At 70.7% G+C, this 20,724-nt stretch carries 17 protein-coding genes and 1 tRNA gene; 12 read left to right on the top strand and 6 right to left on the bottom strand.

What is annotated here, in order from left to right:
• Positions 1–2,343, top strand: a 2,343-nt coding sequence (gene hrpB, locus ABZT17_RS34420) for an ATP-dependent helicase HrpB (protein WP_356354857.1), incomplete at its 5' end; no start/stop codon positions are given.
• Here the strand turns inward: hrpB and ABZT17_RS34425 are convergent.
• The 3 genes from ABZT17_RS34425 to ABZT17_RS34435 all read right to left on the bottom strand — a co-directional run bounded on the left by ABZT17_RS34425 (position 2,333) and on the right by ABZT17_RS34435 (position 5,407).
• Positions 2,333–3,325: a DUF3068 domain-containing protein gene (locus ABZT17_RS34425; protein WP_356354859.1), complete on the bottom strand. Its 993-nt coding sequence runs from the start codon at positions 3,323–3,325 to the stop codon at positions 2,333–2,335. The two genes, hrpB and ABZT17_RS34425, sit on opposite strands and share 11 nt — an antisense overlap.
• Before the next feature lie 32 nt (positions 3,326–3,357).
• Entirely contained in the window at positions 3,358–3,492 is a 135-nt protein-coding gene (locus tag ABZT17_RS34430; protein WP_356354860.1) for an SPW_0924 family protein, read from the bottom strand.
• 199 nt (positions 3,493–3,691) lie between these two features.
• On the bottom strand, positions 3,692–5,407 hold the full coding sequence (locus tag ABZT17_RS34435) for a lytic transglycosylase domain-containing protein (protein ID WP_356354862.1): 1,716 nt from the start codon (positions 5,405–5,407) through the stop codon (positions 3,692–3,694).
• Positions 5,408–5,716: 309 nt separating this feature from the next.
• Between ABZT17_RS34435 and ABZT17_RS34440 the strand changes: the two genes are divergently transcribed.
• On the top strand, positions 5,717–6,574 hold the full coding sequence (locus ABZT17_RS34440; protein WP_356354863.1) for a DUF4184 family protein: 858 nt from the start codon (positions 5,717–5,719) through the stop codon (positions 6,572–6,574).
• Here ABZT17_RS34440 and ABZT17_RS34445 read toward each other — a convergent pair.
• Both ABZT17_RS34445 and polA read right to left on the bottom strand, forming a co-directional pair.
• Positions 6,540–6,845 (bottom strand): hypothetical protein, encoded by a 306-nt coding sequence (locus tag ABZT17_RS34445; protein ID WP_356354865.1) that lies wholly within the window; start codon positions 6,843–6,845, stop codon positions 6,540–6,542. The two genes, ABZT17_RS34440 and ABZT17_RS34445, sit on opposite strands and share 35 nt — an antisense overlap.
• A gap of 112 nt (positions 6,846–6,957) precedes the next feature.
• Positions 6,958–9,684 (bottom strand): DNA polymerase I, encoded by a 2,727-nt coding sequence (gene polA, locus ABZT17_RS34450; RefSeq protein ID WP_356354867.1) that lies wholly within the window; start codon positions 9,682–9,684, stop codon positions 6,958–6,960.
• A gap of 130 nt (positions 9,685–9,814) precedes the next feature.
• Here polA and ABZT17_RS34455 point away from each other — a divergent pair, with 130 nt between their 5' ends.
• The 9 genes from ABZT17_RS34455 (at position 9,815) to ABZT17_RS34495 (ending at position 19,738) form a co-directional block, all read left to right on the top strand.
• Positions 9,815–12,094: an FdhF/YdeP family oxidoreductase gene (locus tag ABZT17_RS34455; protein WP_356354869.1), complete on the top strand. Its 2,280-nt coding sequence runs from the start codon at positions 9,815–9,817 to the stop codon at positions 12,092–12,094.
• A 53-nt stretch (positions 12,095–12,147) separates the two neighbouring features.
• Positions 12,148–12,636: a hotdog fold thioesterase gene (locus ABZT17_RS34460; RefSeq protein ID WP_356354871.1), complete on the top strand. Its 489-nt coding sequence runs from the start codon at positions 12,148–12,150 to the stop codon at positions 12,634–12,636.
• Positions 12,637–12,695: 59 nt separating this feature from the next.
• Positions 12,696–13,106 (top strand): hypothetical protein, encoded by a 411-nt coding sequence (locus ABZT17_RS34465; RefSeq protein WP_356354873.1) that lies wholly within the window; start codon positions 12,696–12,698, stop codon positions 13,104–13,106.
• Positions 13,103–13,717: a Tat pathway signal sequence domain protein gene (locus ABZT17_RS34470; protein WP_356354875.1), complete on the top strand. Its 615-nt coding sequence runs from the start codon at positions 13,103–13,105 to the stop codon at positions 13,715–13,717. The genes ABZT17_RS34465 and ABZT17_RS34470 overlap by 4 nt, the downstream gene beginning before the upstream one ends.
• 289 nt (positions 13,718–14,006) lie before the next feature.
• On the top strand, positions 14,007–15,236 hold the full coding sequence (locus tag ABZT17_RS34475) for a branched-chain amino acid ABC transporter substrate-binding protein (protein WP_356354877.1): 1,230 nt from the start codon (positions 14,007–14,009) through the stop codon (positions 15,234–15,236).
• 121 nt (positions 15,237–15,357) lie between these two features.
• Complete coding sequence (locus tag ABZT17_RS34480) at positions 15,358–16,290, top strand: branched-chain amino acid ABC transporter permease (protein WP_356354879.1); 933 nt, start codon at positions 15,358–15,360, stop codon at positions 16,288–16,290.
• Positions 16,291–16,295: 5 nt separating this feature from the next.
• On the top strand, positions 16,296–18,122 hold the full coding sequence (locus ABZT17_RS34485) for a branched-chain amino acid ABC transporter permease (RefSeq protein ID WP_356354880.1): 1,827 nt from the start codon (positions 16,296–16,298) through the stop codon (positions 18,120–18,122).
• 6 nt (positions 18,123–18,128) lie between these two features.
• Complete coding sequence (locus ABZT17_RS34490; RefSeq protein WP_356354882.1) at positions 18,129–19,025, top strand: ABC transporter ATP-binding protein; 897 nt, start codon at positions 18,129–18,131, stop codon at positions 19,023–19,025.
• On the top strand, positions 19,022–19,738 hold the full coding sequence (locus tag ABZT17_RS34495) for an ABC transporter ATP-binding protein (protein ID WP_356354884.1): 717 nt from the start codon (positions 19,022–19,024) through the stop codon (positions 19,736–19,738). Before ABZT17_RS34490 ends, ABZT17_RS34495 begins: the two co-directional genes overlap by 4 nt.
• A gap of 78 nt (positions 19,739–19,816) precedes the next feature.
• Here the strand turns inward: ABZT17_RS34495 and ABZT17_RS34500 are convergent, their stop codons facing one another.
• On the bottom strand, positions 19,817–20,473 hold the full coding sequence (locus ABZT17_RS34500; protein ID WP_356354885.1) for a response regulator: 657 nt from the start codon (positions 20,471–20,473) through the stop codon (positions 19,817–19,819).
• 100 nt (positions 20,474–20,573) lie between these two features.
• Here ABZT17_RS34500 and ABZT17_RS34505 point away from each other — a divergent pair.
• Positions 20,574–20,656 (top strand) — tRNA-Leu (locus ABZT17_RS34505).
• Positions 20,657–20,724 lie beyond the last annotated feature (68 nt).

Raw genomic sequence — 20,724 nt, forward strand, 5'->3', positions numbered from 1 at the left:
GCGCTGGCGGGGCTGCTGACCGGCGCCCCCGCACGCCGGGTGGTCGTCGCCGAGCCCCGCCGGATCGCGGCCCGTGCCGCCGCCCGGCGGATGGCGTGGCTGCTGGGCGAGAAGGTCGGCGAGAGCGTCGGGTACACCGTGCGCGGCGAGCGGGTGGCCGGGCCGCACGCGCGCGTGGAGGTCGTGACGACCGGTGTGCTGCTGCAGCGGCTGCAGCGGGACCAGGAGCTGGCCGGCACGGACGTGGTGGTGCTGGACGAGTGCCACGAGCGCCATCTGGACGCCGACACGGCGGCCGCTTTCCTGTGGGACGTCCGGGAGACCCTGCGGCCCGAGCTGCGCCTGGTGGCGGCGTCAGCGACGACCGACGCCGAGGGGTGGGCGGCGCTGCTCGGCGGAGCGCCCGTGGTCGAGGCGCGGGGCGTCGCGCATCCCGTCGAGGTGATCTGGTCGCCGCCGGCCCGGCCCGTGCGGCCCCCGCACGGTATGCGAGTGGACCCGGCGCTGCTCGCCCATGTGGCGTCGACGGTGCGGCGGGCGCTGACCGAGCGGGACGGGGACGTGCTGTGCTTCCTGCCCGGCGTGGGCGAGATCGCGCGCGTGGCGGGGCAGCTGGGGTCCCTGGGCGAGGTGGACGTGCTGCAGGTGCACGGTCGCGCTCCGGCCGCCGTGCAGGACGCGGTGCTGGCTCCCGGGGCGCGGCGCCGGGTCGTGCTGGCCACCTCGGTGGCGGAGTCGTCGCTCACGGTTCCGGGGGTGCGGGTGGTCGTGGACTCGGGGCTCGCCCGGGAGCCGCGTGTCGACCACGCGCGCGGGCTGAGCGCCCTGACGACGGTACGGGCCTCGCAGGCGGCCGGGCGGCAGCGTGCGGGCCGGGCCGGGCGGGAGGCGCCGGGAGCGGTGTACCGCTGCTGGACGGAGGCCGAGGACGCCCGTCTGCCACGTTTCCCGGCGCCGGAGATCAAGGTGGCCGACCTGACGGCGTTCGCCCTCCAGACGGCCTGCTGGGGTGATCCGGAAGCGTCCGGGCTGGCCCTGCTGGACACGCCGCCGGGCGGGGCGATGGCGGCGGCGAGGAACGTCCTGACGGCGATCGGAGCGGTGGACTCGGCCGGCCGGGCCACGGAACGGGGCCTGCGGTTGGCACGCCTTGGGCTGCACCCCCGCCTGGGGCGGGCCCTGCTGGACGCTCCCGGCGGTGGCGCCGAGGCGGTGGCGCTGCTGTCGGAGGAGCCCCCGAGGGAGTACGGCGACGATCTGGGGGCCGCCCTGCGGACGGCCCGGCACGGGGGTGACGCGTACGCGGGCCGCTGGCGGACGGAGGTCCGGCGCCTGCGGAGGGACGACGAGCGCGCGCCGGCGTCCGAGGCCGACGACCGGACCGTGGGACGGGTCGCCGCGCTCGCCTTCCCGGAACGGATCGCCAGGGCCGACGGCGGCTCCTACCTCATGGTGTCCGGGACCCGCGCCGAACTCGGTGACGGCAGTCCCCTGCGCGGCGCCCCCTGGATCGCCGTGGCGGTCGCGGACCGTCCCGTGGGAAAGGGGCACGCGCGTGTGCGGCTCGCCGCCGTGGTGGACGAGGACATGGCCCGGTCCGCGGCGGCCCCGCTGCGCTCCGAGGCGCAGGAGGTCCACTGGGCCGACGGGGACGTCGTCGCGCGGCGGGTGGAGCGCCTCGGGGCGATCGAGCTGGCGACGCGCCCCCTCGAGGACGCCGACCCGGCCCTCGTACGAGAGGCGCTGCTCGAAGGGCTGCGGCAGGAGGGGTTCGGGCTGCTGCGGTGGTCGCCCGACGCGCTCGTGCTGCGGCAGCGGCTCGCGTTCCTGCGGCTGCGGCTGGGTGAGCCCTGGCCGGATGTCTGCGACGAGGCGCTGCACGCGCGCGTGGACGAGTGGCTGGAGCCGGAGCTCGGCCGGGCCCGGCGGCGGGCCGACCTGGCGCGGATCGAGGCGGGGCAGGCGCTGGGCCGTCTGCTTCCCTGGGCGTCCGGGGAGGCCGGGCGGCTGGACGAGTTGGCGCCGGAGCGGATCGCCGTACCCAGTGGGTCGCGGATCCGGATCGACTACGGCAACCCGGAACAGCCGGTTCTGGCCGTGAAGTTGCAGGAGATGTTCGGGCTGCACGAGTCGCCGGCGGTCGCGGGGGTGCCGTTGCTGGTGCATCTGCTCTCCCCCGCCGGGCGGCCCGCCGCCGTCACCGCCGATCTGGCCTCCTTCTGGAGGGACGGATACAGGGGAGTGCGGGCCGAGCTGCGGGGCCGCTATCCGAAGCATCCGTGGCCCGAGGACCCCGCGACCGCGGAGCCGACGCGGTACACCAACGCGCGGCTCAGGCGGTGACCGGTTCCGGCGTCTCGGACTCGGCCGGTTCGGGGTCGGCCGGGCGGCGGCCGCGGGCCTCCAGATAGAGCGAGAGGGCCAGCAGGAGCACGCCCAGGGTCAGAAAGCCCCAGGGCAGGTACGAGGTCATCAGGAGGACCAGGGTGCGGTTGTGCTTGACGAGCGCGAGCGTGTGCCGGGTGTAGTCCTCGCGCATCTTGACGTCGCCCGCGAAGGCGGTGACCTTCGCCCGGCCGCCGAGGAGGGTGCCACCGCGGAGCTCCTCCTTGTGGAGTTCCTCGCCGTAGACGGGGGCGCCGGTGACCGGTTCGACCCAGAATTTGCGGACCGTGGTGTACCAGCGGGTGGTGCCGGTCTTGGCCACCGATTCGGGGGTGATGCCCTTGACCGGCATGACCTTCGGGAAGGTGACCTTGGTCCACGGGATGGTCTGTTCGAAGTAGTAGACCGTCAGGCCGCGGAAGTTCCGTGTGCCCTCGTAGTGGATGGGGTTGGTGGTGCGGGTCTGGGCGTCGAAGTACTCGTAGTCCCGTTTCTGGGTCAGGAAGGGCCACTTGAACTCGATGCCGGTCCGCTTGACCGGGTCGCCGTCGACCATCTCGCCGGTGGCGTGGACGGGAGCCTGGCTGTGGGCGTCGAAGATGTAGCGCTCGGGGATCTGGGAGACCATCTTGCCGTCGGGGCCCTGGACGTAGGAGAGGCCGTCCCAGACGACGACGTCGCGGCCCGTCGCCCTGTCGACCTTCTTCGCCGCCGCCACATCGCCCTTGAGGGTCTGCACGATGGTGACCTTGGAGACCTTGCGGGCCTTCATCGTGCCGTAGTCGAGGAGGGTGGCGCCCTTCGCCTCCAGGACCATGTCCTGGTACTGGTTCGCCGGGATCTTGGCCAGGCGCGGGAAGGCGTACCAGCGCATCAGTGGGGACAGCGCCGCGAAGAACACGGCGAAGGCGAGCAGGACCAGACTGGCCTTGCGGCGCATCTCGGCCTCCCGGGCGGACGGCTGGCGGACGGCTAGGGGTGGGCGGGCACCGTCGTCAGCAGCGGTTTCGGGGACGTCTTCCCCGTCGGTGTCCCCATCGCGGTGACGGTGAGGACCAGTGCGAACGCGAGGACGAGACCGGTCGCGGCGGCGATCAGAGCGCGCATGCCTGCCTCCCGACGGGACGGGGAGCCGACCGAAGCCGACTGGAGCTGATACATCGTCAGGTCCGGCACGGTAGCAACGGGTGGCCGAGATGAGAACACGTTGCACACGACGACGGCGCCCCTCGGGTGAGGGGCGCCGTCGTCGTGTGGAGAACGCCTGGTGGACGAGGCCTGCGAACCGAGGCCCGCGGACCGGGACCTACGAACTCGCGCTCGCCGAGGGGCTGGGCGACGGGCTCGGTGAGGTGTCGGCGGCGGCGACCGTCAGCTCGACGTCGAGGGTGGCACCGCCGGCGGTGGTGAGGCGGAGCAGGAAGGTGCCGGTGGTGTCGTCGGCGTAGAGCTTGGGCAGCTTCAGCTTGCCGTCGGCGTCCGTGGTGAGGCCCGTGAGGGTGCGGATCGTCTTGCCGTCCGCGTCCTTGAAGTAGGGGCCCTTGTCGTTCTCGGTCGCGTCGGTCGTGGACTTGATCAGTGTGGCGGTGACCGCGACCTTGTCGGCGACGGCGCTCTGGTAGGTGGCCCGCACCTCGACCTGGTCGGCGAACTCGCCGCCCGGGGTGCAGGTGAGCGCGGTGTCACTGGTGCGGGCGAGGGTGTCGGCGACCCGCTCGGTGACCGAGGCCGTGTAGTCCAGGCCGGTGACCGCGCGGCCCACGACGGTGGCCCGGATCGTGAAGTCGCCGGTCTTCTCGCCGGCCTGGAGCGTGGGCGCGACGGCCACGCCGGAGGCGTTGGTGACGACGGCGGCGACCTTCTCGCCGCCCGTGAAGGTGGCGTCGGTGTCGCCGATGATGCTGAAGCGGACGCGCACCTTGCCGACGGCCTTGCCGGCCTCGGTCTCGGCCCTGGTGCTGATCTTCTTGGTGAACGCCTCCCCGGCCGTCGCGGTGAGCTTCGCGGTGCCCGCGTCCTCCAGGTGGTCCACCGTGTCGGTGGGCGTGGGGGACGGCGAGCCGGGCGTGCTCGGTGTGCTCGGCGTACCGGGGGTGGTCGGCGAGCCGGTGCCCGGCGTCGAGGGCGTCTTGGGCGGCGTGGGCGACGGCTTGGGGTCGGCCTTCTGGCCCTCGTCGCTGCTGTGCGACGGGAGCGTGCCGGTGCCGTCCGGGATGGAGTGGGTGCCCTTGCGGTAGTACTCCAGCCACGACAGGACGGTGTTCAGGTAGTCCTGCGAGTCGTTGTAGCTGAGGATCGCGCTGTCGAGGCCGGACCGGGTGGACATGTCCCAGTTGTTGCGGCACAGGTAGTGGGCGGCGGCGAGGGCGGCGTCGTAGACGTTGTTGGGGTCCTTGACCCCGTCGCCGTTGCCGTCGCGGCCCGCCCACGCCCAGGTGGACGGGATGAACTGCATCGGGCCGACGGCCTGGTCGTACTGGCTGTTGCCGTCGTACTTGCCGCCGTCGGTGTCCTTGATGAGCGCGAAGCCGTTGCCGTCGAGCTGCGGGCCGAGGATCGGGGTGATGGTCGTGCCGTCCGCGGTGACGTTTCCGCCGCGGGCCTGGCCGGACTCGACCTTGCCGATGGCCGCGAGCAGCTGCCAGGGCAGGTTGCAGCCGGGCTTGGCCTCCTTGAGGGCCGCCTCGGCCTTCTTGTAGGCGTCGAGGACGGTCGCCGGGATACCGGCCTCGCCGGAGCCCGTGACCACGGGCGTGCCGGTGCCGGTGCCGTCGCCCGCGCTCGGGGACGGGTTGGGGCTGTTCAGCGGCGGCAGGTCGGTGTAGTACCGCGAGTTGCCGGTGGCGGTGCCGTCGTCGGCGGTGGCTTCGGGAGACGGCTGGGCGTCCGAGGCGGTCTGTCTGCCGTGGTCGTCGACCGTGACCCCGGGCGCCTGGGACGCGGAGAGGGCCGCGACCGCGAGTGCCGCCACAGCGGTGGTCGCCGCTCCCTTGGCCAGCCTCCTGCCGAATTGCGCCGCCATAGAGTGAACCCCTCCCGTGGACGCCCGAGCGCCCGTCTGTCGTCTGTCTGCTCGTCTTGTTGTGACGATCGACCCAGGGTGCTGGTTGCCCTCGTGGGGCGAATCCGTCTTCCGCCGGGACGGCCGGCCACGCTCCCCGGCGCGGCGGCCCAGGCGACCCTACGACAACTTCTTTGCCATGGGCACCCGTTCGTGCCCGTTATTCACCGGTTGGCCATCTTCGGCCGGTGGCCCGGCCGGGCCCGCATACTGGACCGGAGCGATCACCCGGGCCGAGGTCTTGCCCAACGTCCCCTTGGAGGAGCCCCGTTGCCGTTCACCCTGAGCCACGCGGCGGCCGTCCTGCCCGCCGTGCGCACCGACGGCGGCGGCCGGGGGCGGCTGATTCCGGCCGTCCTGGTGGCCGGTTCCTTCTCTCCCGACATGCCCTATTTCGCGGCGAGTGCGATCCCCGGGGCGATGGAGTTCGGCAGTGTCACCCACTCCTTCCCGGGCGTCGTCACGGTCGACGTGGCCATCGCGTGGGCGCTGGTGGGTCTGTGGCTGCTGATCCGTGAGCCGCTGGTGGCCCTGCTGCCGAGGGCCTGGCAGCCCCGCCCGGCCGCCCTGCTGCGCTGCGGCACGCCCCGCGCGCGGCTGCGGCCCTCGCTGCTGCTGCGGTGGTACGCGTCGGCAGCGCTGGGAGCCCTGACCCATGTGGTGTGGGACGCGTTCACCCACCACGACCGGTGGGGCGTACGGCTGTTTCCGGTGCTGAACGACACGGTCGCCGGCTCGCCCCTGTACTGGTTCATGCAGTACGGGGGCTCGGTGGTGGGCGCCGCCGTGATCGCCGGGTGGGTGGGGCGGGCCCTGCGCCGGGTGGTCCCGGCGACCGGTCCGGTGGGGGTCGCGGCCCTGTCGGTGCGGGACCGGCTGCTGGCCGGGGTCGTGATCGGCGGGTGCGCGCTCGTGGTCGGGGTGGAGCGGGCGGCCCGGTGGTGGGCCTACTGGCGGGCCACGGCTAAGCCCTGGGAGCTGATCGCGCCGCTGTGCTTCGGGGTGGGCGCGGGCCTCGTGCTGGGGCTGCTGCTGTACGTCGTCGGGATGCGGGTGTGGCGTCCGGCGGCGGCCGCTGCGGAGCCCGAGCGGGTCAGCGTGGGGCAGGGCCGTCCCGGCGGTCGCTGAGGAGTCGGTCGACCAGGCCTGCGGCGTGGCTCCAGCCCAGCTCGGCCCAGAGACGCCAGGCGGGGGGCTCCGCGGCGGCGGTGAGTCTTTGGCGCAGGGCGCCCGCGGTGCAGTGGGCCGTGCGGCGCAGGGCCGTGGCGAGGTCGGCGGGGATGCGGGCACTGCTCGCGTCGGCCGCGAAGACCGGGACCGGGGAGCGGGGCGGGCAGGGGGGCGTGTCGGTGTCCGCCCGCACTGACGCCGTCCGGCGGTGGAGCATGCGTATACCCATGCCCGCATCCTTACGGTACAAGGGTGTGCGGGGCCTCTTCGCGAGGGCCACGGGAGTGACCCGACCGCGGGGTTCCGGCCGGTTCGGTACCGCCGGAACCCACCGTGACGGCTCAGTGGGCGGCCGACTCCCAGTCCGCGCCCACGCCCACCGAGACCCCCAGCGGCACCCTCAGACGCACCGCGTCCGACATCTCGCGGCGGACGATGTCCTCCACCGTCCCGCGCTCGCCCGGAGCGATCTCCAGGACGATTTCGTCGTGGACCTGGAGGAGCATGCGGGACGTCAGGCCGGCCTCGCGCAGGGCGCCGTCCACACGGAGCATGGCGAGCTTGACGATGTCGGCGGCCGTGCCCTGGATGGGGGCGTTGAGGGCCATCCGCTCGGCGGCCTCACGGCGCTGGCGGTTGTCGCTGTTGAGGTCGGGGAGGTAGCGGCGGCGGCCGAAGAGGGTGGCCGTGTAGCCGGTCGCCCGTGCCTCGTCGACGACCCGGCGCAGATAATCCCGGACGCCGCCGAAGCGCTCGAAGTAGGCGTCCATCAGCGCCCTGGCCTCACCCGCTTCGATGTTCAGCTGCGCCGAGAGGCCGAAGGCCGACAGTCCGTACGCGAGGCCGTACGACATCGCCTTGATCTTGCGCCGCATCTCCGCGTCGACATGGTCCCGGTCGACCGCGAAGACCTGGGAGGCCGCCGTGGTGTGCAGGTCCTCGCCGGAGGTGAACGCCTCGATCAGACCCGCGTCCTCGGAGAGATGGGCCATCACACGGAGTTCGATCTGGCTGTAGTCGGCGGTCATGAGGGATTCGAAGCCCTCGCCCACCACGAAGCCCCGGCGGATCGCGCGGCCCTCGTCGGTGCGGACCGGGATGTTCTGCAGATTGGGGTCGGTGGAGGAGAGGCGCCCCGTGGCGGCGACCGTCTGGTTGAAGGTGGTGTGGATACGGCCGTCGGCCGCGATCGTCTTGATCAGGCCCTCGACGGTGACCCGGAGCTTCGCCTGCTCGCGGTGACGGAGCATGATCACCGGGAGTTCGTTGTCCGTCTGGGTGGCGAGCCAGGCCAGCGCGTCGGCGTCCGTGGTGTAGCCGGTCTTCGTCTTCTTGGTCCTGGGCAGGGCCAGCTCACCGAAGAGGACCTCCTGGAGCTGCTTGGGCGAGCCCAGGTTGAACTCGTGGCCGGCCGCCGCGTGCGCCTCCTTCACCGCCTGCTGGACAGCGCCCGCGAACATCTGCTCCATGGCCTCCAGGTGCGCCCGGTCGGCCGCGATGCCGTGCCGCTCCATGCGGGCGAGCAGGACGGAGGTGGGCAGCTCCATGTCGCGGAGCAGGTCCGCGGCGCCGACCTCCTGGAGGCGGTCCGTGAAGGCCTCGCCGAGGTCCAGCACCGCGCGGGCCTGGATCATCAGGGCCTCCGCCTCGGCGCCGTCGTCCGTGCCGAAGGCCAGCTGGCCGTCGGCTGCGGCGGCGGGGGCCAGCTCACGGCCCAGGTACTCCAGGGACAGCGCGTCCAGGTCGAAGGAGCGGCGGCCCGGCTTGACCAGGTAGGCGGCGAGCGCGGTGTCCATGGAGACTCCGGCGACGCTCCAGCCGTGCTCGGCGAAGACCCGCATCGCGCCCTTGGCGTTGTGCAGCACCTTGGGCTTCGCCTCGTCGGCCAGCCAGCCGGCGAACGCGGTCTCGTCGGCCTCGTCCAGCTGGGACGGGTCGAACCAGGCGGCGGGGCCGTCGCCCGTGGCGAGCGCGACCTCGGCGACCGAGCCGGTGCCCAGCGCCCAGGTGTCGACGGTGGCGACACCGAGGGTGCCGGCGTCGTGGCCGGCGAGCCAGGGCGCGAGTTCGCCGGTGCCGAGCACCTTGCCGTCCAGCTCCACGCCGTCCGCGACCACCGGGGTCTCCTCGGCCTCCGCCGCGCCCGGGTCGACGGCGAGCAGGCGCTCGCGCAGGGAGGGGTTCCTGATCTCCAGGGTGTCCAGGACCATCGCCAGGCCCTTGCGGTCGTACGGCGCCCGCTCCAGGTCGGCGACCGTCTTCGGCAGCTCGACCGTGCGCACCATCTCGGTGAGGCGGCGGTTGAGCTTGACGGCCTCCAGGTGCTCGCGCAGGTTCTGCCCGGCCTTGCCCTTGACCTCCTCGACGCGCTCGACCAGGTCGGCGAAGGAGCCGAACTGGTTGATCCACTTCGCGGCGGTCTTCTCGCCGACGCCGGGGATGCCCGGGAGGTTGTCGGACGGGTCGCCGCGCAGGGCGGCGAAGTCGGGGTACTGCGCGGGCGTCAACCCGTACTTCTCGAAGACCTTCTCCGGGGTGAACCGGGTCAGCTCCGAGACGCCCTTGGTCGGGTAGAGCACCGTCGTGTGCTCGGAGACCAGCTGGAAGGAGTCGCGGTCGCCGGTGACGATCAGCACCTCGAAGCCCTCGGCCTCGGCCTGGGTGGCGAGCGTGGCGATGATGTCGTCGGCCTCGAAGCCGTCGACGGCGAACCGCGACACCTGCATGGTGTCGAGGAGTTCCCCGATCAGCTCGACCTGGCCCTTGAACTCGTCCGGGGTCTTGGAGCGGTTGGCCTTGTACTCCGTGAACTCCTCGGAGCGCCAGGTCTTGCGGGAGACGTCGAAGGCCACCGCGAAGTGCGTGGGCTCCTCGTCACGCAGGGTGTTGGCCAGCATCGACGCGAAGCCGTAGATCGCGTTCGTCGGCTGGCCCGTCGCCGTCGTGAAGTTCTCCGCGGGCAGCGCGAAGAACGCGCGGTACGCCAGCGAGTGCCCGTCCATGAGCATGAGGCGGGGCCGCTTGCCGCCGGAGGTCGTCTCGGTCTTCTTCGATGCTGTCTCTGCCACGGACCCGATCCTGCCACGTGCCACTGACAGTGGGGCCACCGCCGCACTCCCGGCCCGCCTGGCTGTCACCGCCACGTGCGAGGATCGAGACGTACCCACATGTGCAGGTGTGTGTGAAGGAGAAGGCGCCATGGCCACCAAACCGCCCAAGGGCGACCCGGTTCAGGACGCGCCCCGGGTCGCCGGGCCCCAGCACGCGGCGGCGGGGCTGCCGGCCATCGGTCACACCCTGCGCATCGCGCAGCAGCAGATGGGCGTGAAGCGCACCATGCTGACGCTGCTGAGCGTCAACCAGAAGAACGGCTTCGACTGCCCGGGCTGTGCCTGGCCCGAGCCCGACCACCGGCACAAGGCGGAGTTCTGCGAGAACGGCGCGAAGGCGGTCGCCGAGGAGGCCACCCTGCGCCGGGTCACCCCGGAGTTCTTCGCCGCGCACCCCGTCGCCGACCTGGCGGGCCGCAGCGGGTACTGGTTGGGGCAGCAGGGGCGGCTGACGCACCCCATGTACCTGCCCGAGGGCGGCTCGCACTACGAACCCGTGAGCTGGGAGCGGGCCTTCGACATCGTCGCCGAGGAGATCGCCGGGCTGTCCTCGCCCGACGAGGCCGTCTTCTACACCTCGGGCCGCACCAGCAACGAGGCGGCGTTCCTGTACCAGCTGTTCGCCCGCGAACTGGGCACCAACAACCTGCCCGACTGCTCGAACATGTGCCATGAGTCGTCCGGTTCGGCGCTGACCGAGACGATCGGCATCGGCAAGGGCAGCGTCTCGCTGGAGGACCTCTACAAGGCCGACCTGATCATCGTCGCCGGCCAGAACCCGGGCACCAACCACCCGCGCATGCTCTCCGCCCTGGAGAAGGCGAAGGCGAACGGCGCGAAGATCATCAGCGTCAACCCGCTGCCCGAGGCCGGTCTGGAGCGGTTCAAGAACCCGCAGACCCCGCAGGGCATGCTCAAGGGCGCCACGCTGACCGATCTCTTCCTGCAGATCCGCATCGGCGGCGACCAGGCCCTCTTCCGCCTCCTGAACAGGCTCGTCCTGGAGACCGAGGGCGCGGTCGACGAGGAGTTCGTCCGCGAACACACGCACGGCTACGAGGAGTTCGCCGAGGCCGCCCGCGCCGCCGACTGGGACGAGACCCTCGCCGCCACGGGTCTGACCCGCGAGGAGATCGACCGGACCCTGCGCATGGTCCTCGCCTCCGAGCGCACCATCGTGTGCTGGGCGATGGGTCTGACCCAGCACAAGCACTCCGTGCCGACCATCCGCGAGGTGGTCAACTTCCTTCTGCTGCGCGGCAACATCGGCCGTCCCGGCGCGGGCGTCTGCCCGGTGCGCGGACACTCGAACGTGCAGGGCGACCGCACCATGGGCATCTTCGAGCGCCCCGCGCCCGCCTTCCTGGACGCCCTGGAGAAGGAGTTCGGCTTCGCGCCCCCGCGTGAGCACGGCTTCGACGTCGTCCAGGCCATCCGGGCGCTGCGTGACGGCCAGGCGAAGGTGTTCTTCGCGATGGGCGGCAACTTCGTCTCCGCCTCCCCCGACACCGACGTCACCGAGGCGGCCATGCGGCGTGCCCGGCTGACCGTGCATGTCTCCACTAAGCTGAACCGCTCGCACGCGGTCACGGGCGCGCGGGCCCTGATCCTGCCCACCCTCGGCCGTACCGAGCGGGACCTCCAGGGCGGCGGCGAGCAGTTCGTGACCGTCGAGGACTCCATGGGCATGGTGCACGCCTCCCGCGGCCGGCTGGAGCCGGCGAGCACCCATCTGCTGTCCGAGCCGGCCATCGTGTGCCGGCTGGCCCGCCGGGTGCTGGGCGAGAACAGCGTGGTGCCGTGGGACGAGTTCGAGAAGGACTACGCGACCGTCCGGGACCGCATCGAGCGGGTGATCCCGGGCTTCCAGGACTTCAACGCGCGCGTGGCGCACCCCGGCGGCTTCGCCCTCCCGCACGCCCCGCGCGACGAGCGCCGCTTCCCCACGAAGACCGGCAAGGCCAACTTCACGGCCGCCCCCGTGGAGTACCCCGAGCTGCCCGAGGGCCGTCTGCTGCTGCAGACGCTGCGTTCGCACGACCAGTACAACACCACGATCTACGGCCTCGACGACCGCTACCGGGGCATCAGGAACGGCCGCCGGGTCGTGCTGGTGAATCCCGAGGACGCGGCGCGGCTCGGTGTCGCGGACGGGTCGTACGTCGACCTGGTGAGCGAGTGGAAGGACGGGGTCGAGCGGCGGGCGCCCGGCTTCCGGGTCGTGCACTACCCGACGGCACGCGCGTGTGCCGCCGCCTACTACCCGGAGACCAACGTCCTGGTCCCGCTGGACTCCACCGCCGACATCAGCAACACCCCGGCCAGCAAGTCCGTGGTCGTGCGTCTGGAACAATCGAGGACCGACTGAGCGTTTGCTCAGTCGGGTGTCCACGGCTGATCACGACGAACGGAGCACGACCCATGGGCGAGCAGCAGCATGTGAGGTTCCCGCAGGAGGTCATCGACGAGTACGCCGCGCTCGGTGTCGACCTCCCCGCCCTGTTCTCCGCGGGGCACCTGGGGACACGCATGGGCGTGGAGATCGTGGAGGCCTCCGCGGACCGGGTCGTCGGCAGGATGCCGGTCGAGGGCAACACCCAGCCCTACGGGCTGCTGCACGGCGGCGCCTCGGCCGTGCTCGCCGAGACGCTTGGCTCCGTGGGCTCGATGCTGCACGCCGGCAGCTCCAAGATCGCGGTCGGCGTCGACCTGAACTGCACGCACCACCGGGGCGTGCGCTCGGGGCTGGTGACCGGAGTGGCGACGCCCGTGCACCGGGGGCGCTCGACGGCGACGTACGAGACCGTGATCAGCGACGAGGAGGGGCGGCGGGTGTGCACCGCGCGGCTGACCTGCCTGCTGCGGGACGTGAACCCGAGCGACGCGCGGCACCTGGGCGTCACCGGCTGAGCGCGGCGCGTCCGCCCCGCCTCTGGCCCGGGGCAGGCGACAGGCCCTAGCGTCATGACATGCGAACGGGAGGAGCCACCCGGCCGGGGGCCGTACTCGGCTGCGGGCTGGCACTGGCACTGGTGACGGGCGGACTGTGCGCGGGGTGCGGAGGACCGGGCGGCCCGAGCGGCGCACGCACGGTCACGGCCACGCCCTCGCCGTCGGCCACCTCGCCCGAGGACCTGTGCACGAAGGTCGTCGCGCACTGGTCGCGCAAGGTGCTCGACAGCCACACCTACGGCGACTACCAGACCATGGGCCTGTCCAACGGCCAGTACGACATCCTGCGCGAGGTCGTGGACGACGCGCGGGCCGTCAAGAAGACGCGGGGCGCCGAGGCGGCCGACGCGCTGATCGGGCGCGAGGCGCGTGCGGGCTGCCGCGACTGGTACCGCACCGGCGGTCCGAGCAACGGACCGTGGGGATGAGCGGCGTCGGCCCCGTCGAGCCCGGCGAGGGCACCCGGGCCCGGGACACCCGGGAAGGCGCCACCGCCGTCCTCTCCCGCCCGCGCGGACGGCTCCCCCTGTGGTACGCCCGGCACCGGCGCGCCGCTCTCGCGGCCGTCCTGGCCCTCGTCCTGATCGCGGTCGGCGGCTATCTGTACCTCACCCGGCCGCACAAGCCGGCGCCCGCGGCACCGCCGTACCCCTCCCAGGCCGTGGACGTCACGTACCTCGATCCGGTGACGACTCCGAAAGGCGTACGGCCGCACAGTTTCAGCTTCGCCGTGGACCTGAGCGTGGACTCCGGGCCGCCGGTGACCGTCACCAGGATCGAGCAGCCGTACGCCGGACTGTCCCTGACCAGCGACCCCACTACACCCTTCCGGACGCGTGCGGGCAGAAGTCGCACGATCGTGATCACTATGCACGTCGCACAATGTCGAAGTGTGCCCGAAAGGGCAGGACTCCCTTTCCTGGACGTAACTCTGCGTAATACGCGTGCAATAGAGGTCCACAGTTTCATCCTGGGGTCGCGCTATGCGCAACACCTCTCCGACGCTCTTGAAGCCATCTGCAACCCCGGTTCCACGTAATTAGCAAAAGCCCCGAAGCGCCTGACACTCCCCGGCGGGTCCTGCGGGTTCTCAGAATGCGGACGGGGCGAATCGGCCGGAATTCTGCTGTACTGCCCACTGAGCACCGCTCTGCATTACCTCGTGTCATAACAAGAGAGTCACAGCCTCCCCCAGACCCTCCTCCAGGGTTCCTTGCCCCGCTTAGAGTCACGCCCAGTCACCGTGAAGCCGAAATAAACACTTCGGCCCGGCGCGGTGACTCGGCCACTTCCAGGGGGGAGGGGCCGCGCCAGGGAAAGGACTGATCGTGCGTCAACGTTCGCTCATCGCCATCACCGCCGCGCTGGCGGCGGGAGCACTCACCCTCACCGCCTGTGGTTCGCGCGACAGCGGCGACAAGAGCAGCTCCGGCAGCGGCGGCACCACCGTCACCATCGGAGTCGACGCGCCGCTGACCGGCGACCTGTCCGCTCTGGGTCTCGGCATCAAGAACTCCGCGGACCTGGCCGTCAAGACGGCCAACAAGGACAAGACCGTCGACGGCATCACGTTCAAGCTCGTCGCCAAGGACGACCAGGCGCAGGCCTCGTCCGGCCAGCAGAACGCCACCGCCCTGGTCGCCGACAAGAGCGTCCTCGGCGTGGTCGGCCCGCTGAACTCGTCCGTCGCGCAGTCCATGCAGAAGGTCTTCGACGACGCCAAGCTGGTCGAGGTCTCCCCGGCCAACACCAACCCGGCGCTGACCCAGGGCGACAAGTGGCAGACCACGAAGGTCCGCCCCTTCAAGTCGTACTTCCGCACCGCGACCACGGACGCCATCCAGGGCCCGTTCGCCGCCGAGTACATCTACAACACGGCCAAGAAGAAGAAGGTCTTCGTCATCGACGACAAGAAGACCTACGGCGCGGGCCTCGCCGCCACCTTCACCGAGGAGTTCAAGAAGCTCGGCGGCACGGTGGTCGGCACCCAGCACATCAACCCCGACACCAAGGACTTCTCCTCGGTCGCCACCCAGGTGAAGAACTCCGGTGCCGAGGCCGTCTACTACGGCGGTGAGTACCCGCAGGCCGGTCCGCTCAGCAAGCAGATCAAGGCCGCCGGCGCCAACATCCCGCTCGCCGGCGGTGACGGCATCTTCGACCCGACCTTCATCAAGCTGGCCGGCGCCAACAGCACCGGCGACCTGGCCACCTCGGTCGGCGCCCCGGTCGAGACGCTGGACTCGGCCAAGAAGTTCGTCGCCGACTACAAGGCAGGCGGCTACTCGGAGGAGTACGGCGCCTACGGCGGTTACTCCTACGACTCGACCTGGGCCATCATCCAGGCCGTGAAGAAGGTCGTCGACGACAACGGCGGCAAGCTGCCCTCGGACGCCCGCGCCAAGGTCACCGCCGCCATGCAGAACGTCTCCTTCGACGGAGTGACCGGCAAGGTCTCCTTCGACGAGTTCGGTGACGCCACCAACAAGCAGCTCACCGTCTACGCCGTCAAGAACGGTGCCTGGGCGGCCGTCAAGTCCGGCACCTTCTCCGGCTGACCCCTCCCGCACCACTCACGAGCCGCGCGGGGCGCTGTTCCACAGGCGCCCCGCGCGTTCTCGCATCCGGCGCAATGTCGAAATCCGTCGAATACATCCGAATAGTCTCGGAGGACATGCGGTGAACGAACTGCCGCAGCAGCTGGTCAACGGCCTGCTACTGGGATCCATGTACGGGCTGGTCGCCATCGGCTACACGATGGTCTATGGCATCGTCCAGCTCATCAACTTCGCCCACGGTGAGATCTTCATGACCGGAGCCTTCGGCGCTCTGACGGTCTACCTGTACGTGCTGCCCGACGGCACGTCCATGTGGGTCGCCCTGCCGCTGATGCTGGTCGGCGCGATCATCGTCGCCGTCACCGTGGCCGTCGGAGCGGAACGGTTCGCCTACCGCCCGCTGCGCACCGCCCCCCGCCTCGCCCCGCTGATCACCGCGATCGGCCTCTCGCTCGCCCTGCAGCAGGCGGTCTGGGCCTGGTACCCGAACGCCAAGTCCTCGATCACCTTCCCCCAGATCGACGGCGGCCCGTTCCACATCGGCAACGTCACCATCCAGACCGGTGACATCTTCCTGGTGGTCGCCGCGCCCATCAGCATGGCCGTGCTCGCGTACTTCGTGATGAAGACCCGCACCGGCCGCGGTATGCAGGCCACCGCCCAGGACCCCGACACCGCCAAGCTCATGGGCATCAACACCGACCGCATCATCGTGGTCGCCTTCGCCCTCGGCGCCACCTTCGCCGCCATCGGAGGCGTCGCCTACGGCCTCAAGTACGGCGAGGTCAACTTCAAGATGGGCTTCCTGCTCGGCCTCAAGGCGTTCACCGCGGCCGTCCTCGGCGGCATCGGCAACATCTACGGCGCCATGATCGGCGGTGTCGTCCTCGGCGTCGCGGAGACCCTCGCCTCCGCCTACATCTCCGACATTCCCGGCATGGAGAAGTTCGGCAGCCAGTCCTGGGCCGACGTCTGGGCCTTCGTACTCCTCATCCTCGTGCTGCTGTTCAGGCCACAGGGCCTGCTCGGCGAGCGCGTCGCGGACAGGGCGTGACACCGATGACGACACAGACCACCGCACCCCAGACCCCGGGCACCCCTGCCGCGCCCGCCCCGTCCGGGCTCATCCGGATCCCGGCGAACATCGCCCGCGCGCTCGCGCTGGGCGGCGCCGCGCTCACCATCGTCTCGACGTTCATGTCGTGGACCTGGACCTCCGCCTTCCCCGGTGACCTCACCGTCTACGGCTACCCCGGCGGCCTGCAGGTCCTCGTCCTCATCGGCTCCATCCTGACCACCCTCTTCGCCCTGGCCGGCTACGGCGTCAAGGGCCTGCGCCACCTCGTCCCGGCCGGCGGCGACGCCGCCCTCCGGTTCGCCGCGCTCGCCACCTTCCTCACCGCCTGGTACACGGTCATCGCCATCAGCGACGAACTCGGCGGTGTGGTCAACCTCGACCCGGGCGGCTTCATCGTCGCCATCGCCACGCTCGCCGCCCTCGTCGGCGCCCTGGCCCTGCCGTTCGAGAAGCCCGAGCCCGACCCGATCGACCCCGACGACGACCGCTGGGAGAAGTTCAGGAACAAGGCCGCCCACCAGCGGGAGACCATCAAGGCCGCCTTCGCCGCCGGCTCCCCCCGGCCCGTCGGCAAGCTCCCCTCCTGGGTCGAGATCCTCGTCATCGTCGCCGTCATGGCCCTCGGCCTGACCGTCTTCACCTACGGCATCGGCACCCAGTACGACGAACTCTTCATCGGGTTCCTGCTCACCGCCGGCTTCGGCTTCGCCGCGCTGAACAAGTCCGGTCTCGTCGCCCAGGCCACCCAGATCACCAGCCGGCACCAGACCATCACCGTCTTCGGCGCCTTCATCGCGGCGGCCCTGTTCCCGTTCACCCAGACCGACGACCAGTACGCGACCATCGGTGTCTACATCCTGATCTTCGCCACCGTCGCCCTCGGCCTCAACATCGTCGTCGGCCTCGCCGGCCTCCTCGACCTCGGCTACGTCGCCTTCCTCGGCGTCGGCGCCTACGCCGCGGCCCTGGTCTCCGGCTCCCCCAGCTCCCCCTGGGACGTGCACTTCCCCTTCTGGGCCGCGGTCCTCGTCGGTGCCGCCGCCTCCCTCACCTTCGGCGTCCTCATCGGCGCCCCGACCCTGCGACTGCGCGGCGACTACCTCGCCATCGTGACGCTCGGCTTCGGTGAGATCTTCCGGATCACCGTCAACAACCTCGACGGCACCTCCGGACCCGACATCACCAACGGCTCCAACGGCATCTCCTCCATCCCGGACCTCAACATCCTCGGCTGGAACCTCGGCGCCACCCACGACATCCTCGGCTTCACCATCGGCCGGTTCGCCAACTACTTCCTGCTGATGCTGCTCATCACGGCCGTCGTCGTCCTCGTCTTCCGACGCAGCGGCGACTCCCGTATCGGCCGCGCCTGGGTCGCCATCCGCGAGGACGAGACCGCCGCCCTCGCCATGGGCATCAACGGCTTCAAGGTCAAGCTCATCGCCTTCGCAGTCGGCGCCTCCCTCGCCGGTCTCGCCGGCACCGTCCAGGCCCACGTGACCTACACCGTCACCCCCGAGCAGTACCAGTTCGCCGGGCCCATCCCGCCGAACTCCGCCTTCCTGCTCGCCGCGGTCGTCCTCGGCGGCATGGGCACCATCGGCGGCCCGCTCATCGGCGCCTCCCTGCTCTACCTCATCCCCAACAAGCTCCAGTTCCTCGGCGACTACCAGCTCTTCGCCTTCGGTGTCGCGCTCATCCTGCTGATGCGCTTCCGCCCCGAAGGCCTCGTCGCCAACCGGCGCCGCCAGCTGGAGTTCCACGAAGAGGCCGAAGCGCCCACCGTCCTGAGCAAGACAGGGGCCTGACCACACATGACCACCGACACCACCACCCAGGACGCCACCCCGGGCGCCAGCGCCCCCGGCGAGGTCGTACTCGACGCCCGCGGCGTCACCATGCGCTTCGGCGGCCTCACCGCCGTCCGCAATGTCGACCTCACCGTCAACAGCGGCGAGATCGTCGGTCTCATCGGCCCCAACGGCGCCGGCAAGACGACGTTCTTCAACTGCCTCACCGGCCTCTACATCCCCACCGAGGGCGAGGTCCGCTTCAGGGGCGACGTACTGCCGCCCAAGTCCTTCAAGGTCACCGCCGCCGGCATCGCCCGCACCTTCCAGAACATCCGTCTGTTCGGCAACATGACGGTCCTGGAGAACGTGCTCGTCGGCCGCCACACCCGCACCAAGGAAGGCTTCTGGTCCGCCGTCCTGCGCGGCCCCGGCTTCCACCGCGCCGAGAAGGCCTCCCGCGACCGGGCCATGGAACTCCTCGAGTTCATCGGCCTCCAGCACAAGGCCGACCACCTCGCCCGCAACCTCCCCTACGGCGAACAGCGCAAGCTGGAGATCGCCCGCGCCCTCGCCAGCGAGCCGGGCCTGCTCCTGCTCGACGAGCCGACGGCGGGCATGAACCCGCAGGAGACGCGAGCCACCGAAGAGCTGGTCTTCGCCATCCGTGACAAGGGCATCGCCGTCCTCGTCATCGAGCACGACATGCGGTTCATCTTCAACCTCTGCGACCGGGTCGCCGTACTCGTCCAGGGCGAGAAGCTGGTGGAGGGCGACAGCGCCACCGTCCAGGGCGACGAACGCGTCATCGCCGCCTACCTCGGAGAACCGTTCGACAACGCCCCCGGCGACGAGGAGATCGCCGAGGACGAAGCCGCTGAGGCACAGTCCGACGCGCCCGGCAAGGAGACCGACCGATGACCGCACTCCTCGAGGTCGAGGACCTCCGCGTCGCCTACGGCAAGATCGAGGCCGTCAAGGGAATCTCCTTCAAGGTCGAGGCGGGCGAGGTCGTCACCCTCATCGGCACCAACGGCGCCGGCAAGACGACGACCCTGCGCACCCTGTCGGGTCTGCTCAAGCCCGTCGGCGGCCAGATCAAGTTCGACGGCAAGTCGCTGAAGAAGACCCCCGCCCATCAGATCGTCTCGCTCGGGCTCGCCCACTCCCCCGAGGGGCGGCACATCTTCCCCCGCATGACGATCGAGGACAACCTCCGTCTCGGCGCCTTCCTCCGCAGCGACAAGGCGGGCATCGAGAAGGACATGCAGCGCGCCTACGACCTCTTCCCGATCCTGGGCGAACGTCGCAAGCAGGCGGCCGGCACCCTCTCCGGCGGTGAGCAGCAGATGCTGGCCATGGGCCGGGCGCTCATGTCCCAGCCGAAGCTCCTCATGCTCGACGAGCCGTCCATGGGCCTCTCCCCGATCATGATGCAGAAGATCATGGCGACGATCGTGGAGCTCAAGGCCCAGGGCACGACCATCCTCCTGGTCGAGCAGAACGCCCAGGCGGCCCTGTCGCTCGCCGACCACGGCCATGTCATGGAGGTCGGCAACATCGTCCTCTCCGGCACCGGCCAGGACCTCCTCCACGACGAGTCGGTCCGCAAGGCGTACCTCGGCGAGGACTGAGGATCCTCCTGGTTGTACGACGAGGCCCGCGCCCCTGATCCAGGGACGCGGGCCTCGCTGCATGTTCCGTACGGCGTCTCAGCCCTTGTTGGCCTTCTTCTCGTCGGCGTCCTGGATGACCGCCTCGGCGACCTGCTGCATGGACATACGGCGGTCCATGGAGGTCTTCTGGATCCAACGGAAGGCGGCGGGCTCGGTGAGCCCGTACTCGGTCTGGAGAATCGACTTGGCCCGGTCGACGAGCTTCCGCGTCTCCAGCCGGAGCGTGAGGTCGGCGACCTCCTTCTCCAGCTCCTTCAACTCCGTGAACCGCGAGACCGCCATCTCGATGGCCGGCACGACATCGCTCTTGCTGAACGGCTTCACCAGATAGGCCATGGCACCGGCGTCCCGGGCCCGCTCGACCAGATCCCGCTGGGAGAAGGCGGTGAGCATCAGCACCGGGGCGATGCGCTCCTCGGCGATCTTCTCGGCGGCGGAGATACCGTCCAGCTTGGGCATCTTCACATCCAGGATCACCAGATCCGGCTGGTGCTCACGGGCGAGCTCGATGGCCTGCTCGCCGTCACCGGCCTCGCCGACGACGCTGTAGCCCTCTTCCTCCAGCATCTCTTTGAGGTCGAGCCGGATGAGGGCCTCGTCCTCGGCGATGACGACACGGGTCGTCAGCGGAGGCACGTGCGACTTGTCGTCGTCGGGCGCGTCTACGGGCTGGGGCGACTCGGGGGCGGTCACGGGGGCTCCTTGTTGCGGGCCGGGCAGGTGCTGCTGCGTATGAAGCCTACCTAGAGGCGGGGAGCTGCGGTGACCCGGTATGCTTCTGGCCTGTCGCCTAGCCGGGTTGATGGAAGGGTAGACATGATCGCCTCAAAAGCGATTGTCCGAAAGGACGTGCGGGTTCGAATCCCGCACCCGGCACTCTGACCCAGAAGCGGATGTCCACGTTCTCGTGAACATCCGCTTTTCGTTGCATGTCGTCGCGATCA

This window comes from Streptomyces sp. NPDC005648, from assembly GCF_040605395.1.
In the GTDB taxonomy this organism is placed as follows: Bacteria; Actinomycetota; Actinomycetes; order Streptomycetales; family Streptomycetaceae; genus Streptomyces.

Coding starts and splice junctions, on each gene's coding strand:
- ABZT17_RS34465 (WP_356354873.1), top strand. CDS start 12,696: ATGCGAACGGGAGGAGCCACCCGGCCGGGGGCCGTACTCGGCTGCGGG.
- ABZT17_RS34470 (WP_356354875.1), top strand. CDS start 13,103: ATGAGCGGCGTCGGCCCCGTCGAGCCCGGCGAGGGCACCCGGGCCCGG.
- ABZT17_RS34455 (WP_356354869.1), top strand. CDS start 9,815: ATGGCCACCAAACCGCCCAAGGGCGACCCGGTTCAGGACGCGCCCCGG.
- ABZT17_RS34460 (WP_356354871.1), top strand. CDS start 12,148: ATGGGCGAGCAGCAGCATGTGAGGTTCCCGCAGGAGGTCATCGACGAG.
- ABZT17_RS34435 (WP_356354862.1), bottom strand. CDS start 5,407: ATGGCGGCGCAATTCGGCAGGAGGCTGGCCAAGGGAGCGGCGACCACC.
- ABZT17_RS34430 (WP_356354860.1), bottom strand. CDS start 3,492: ATGCGCGCTCTGATCGCCGCCGCGACCGGTCTCGTCCTCGCGTTCGCA.
- ABZT17_RS34495 (WP_356354884.1), top strand. CDS start 19,022: ATGACCGCACTCCTCGAGGTCGAGGACCTCCGCGTCGCCTACGGCAAG.
- ABZT17_RS34445 (WP_356354865.1), bottom strand. CDS start 6,845: ATGGGTATACGCATGCTCCACCGCCGGACGGCGTCAGTGCGGGCGGAC.
- ABZT17_RS34485 (WP_356354880.1), top strand. CDS start 16,296: ATGACGACACAGACCACCGCACCCCAGACCCCGGGCACCCCTGCCGCG.
- ABZT17_RS34490 (WP_356354882.1), top strand. CDS start 18,129: ATGACCACCGACACCACCACCCAGGACGCCACCCCGGGCGCCAGCGCC.
- ABZT17_RS34425 (WP_356354859.1), bottom strand. CDS start 3,325: ATGCGCCGCAAGGCCAGTCTGGTCCTGCTCGCCTTCGCCGTGTTCTTC.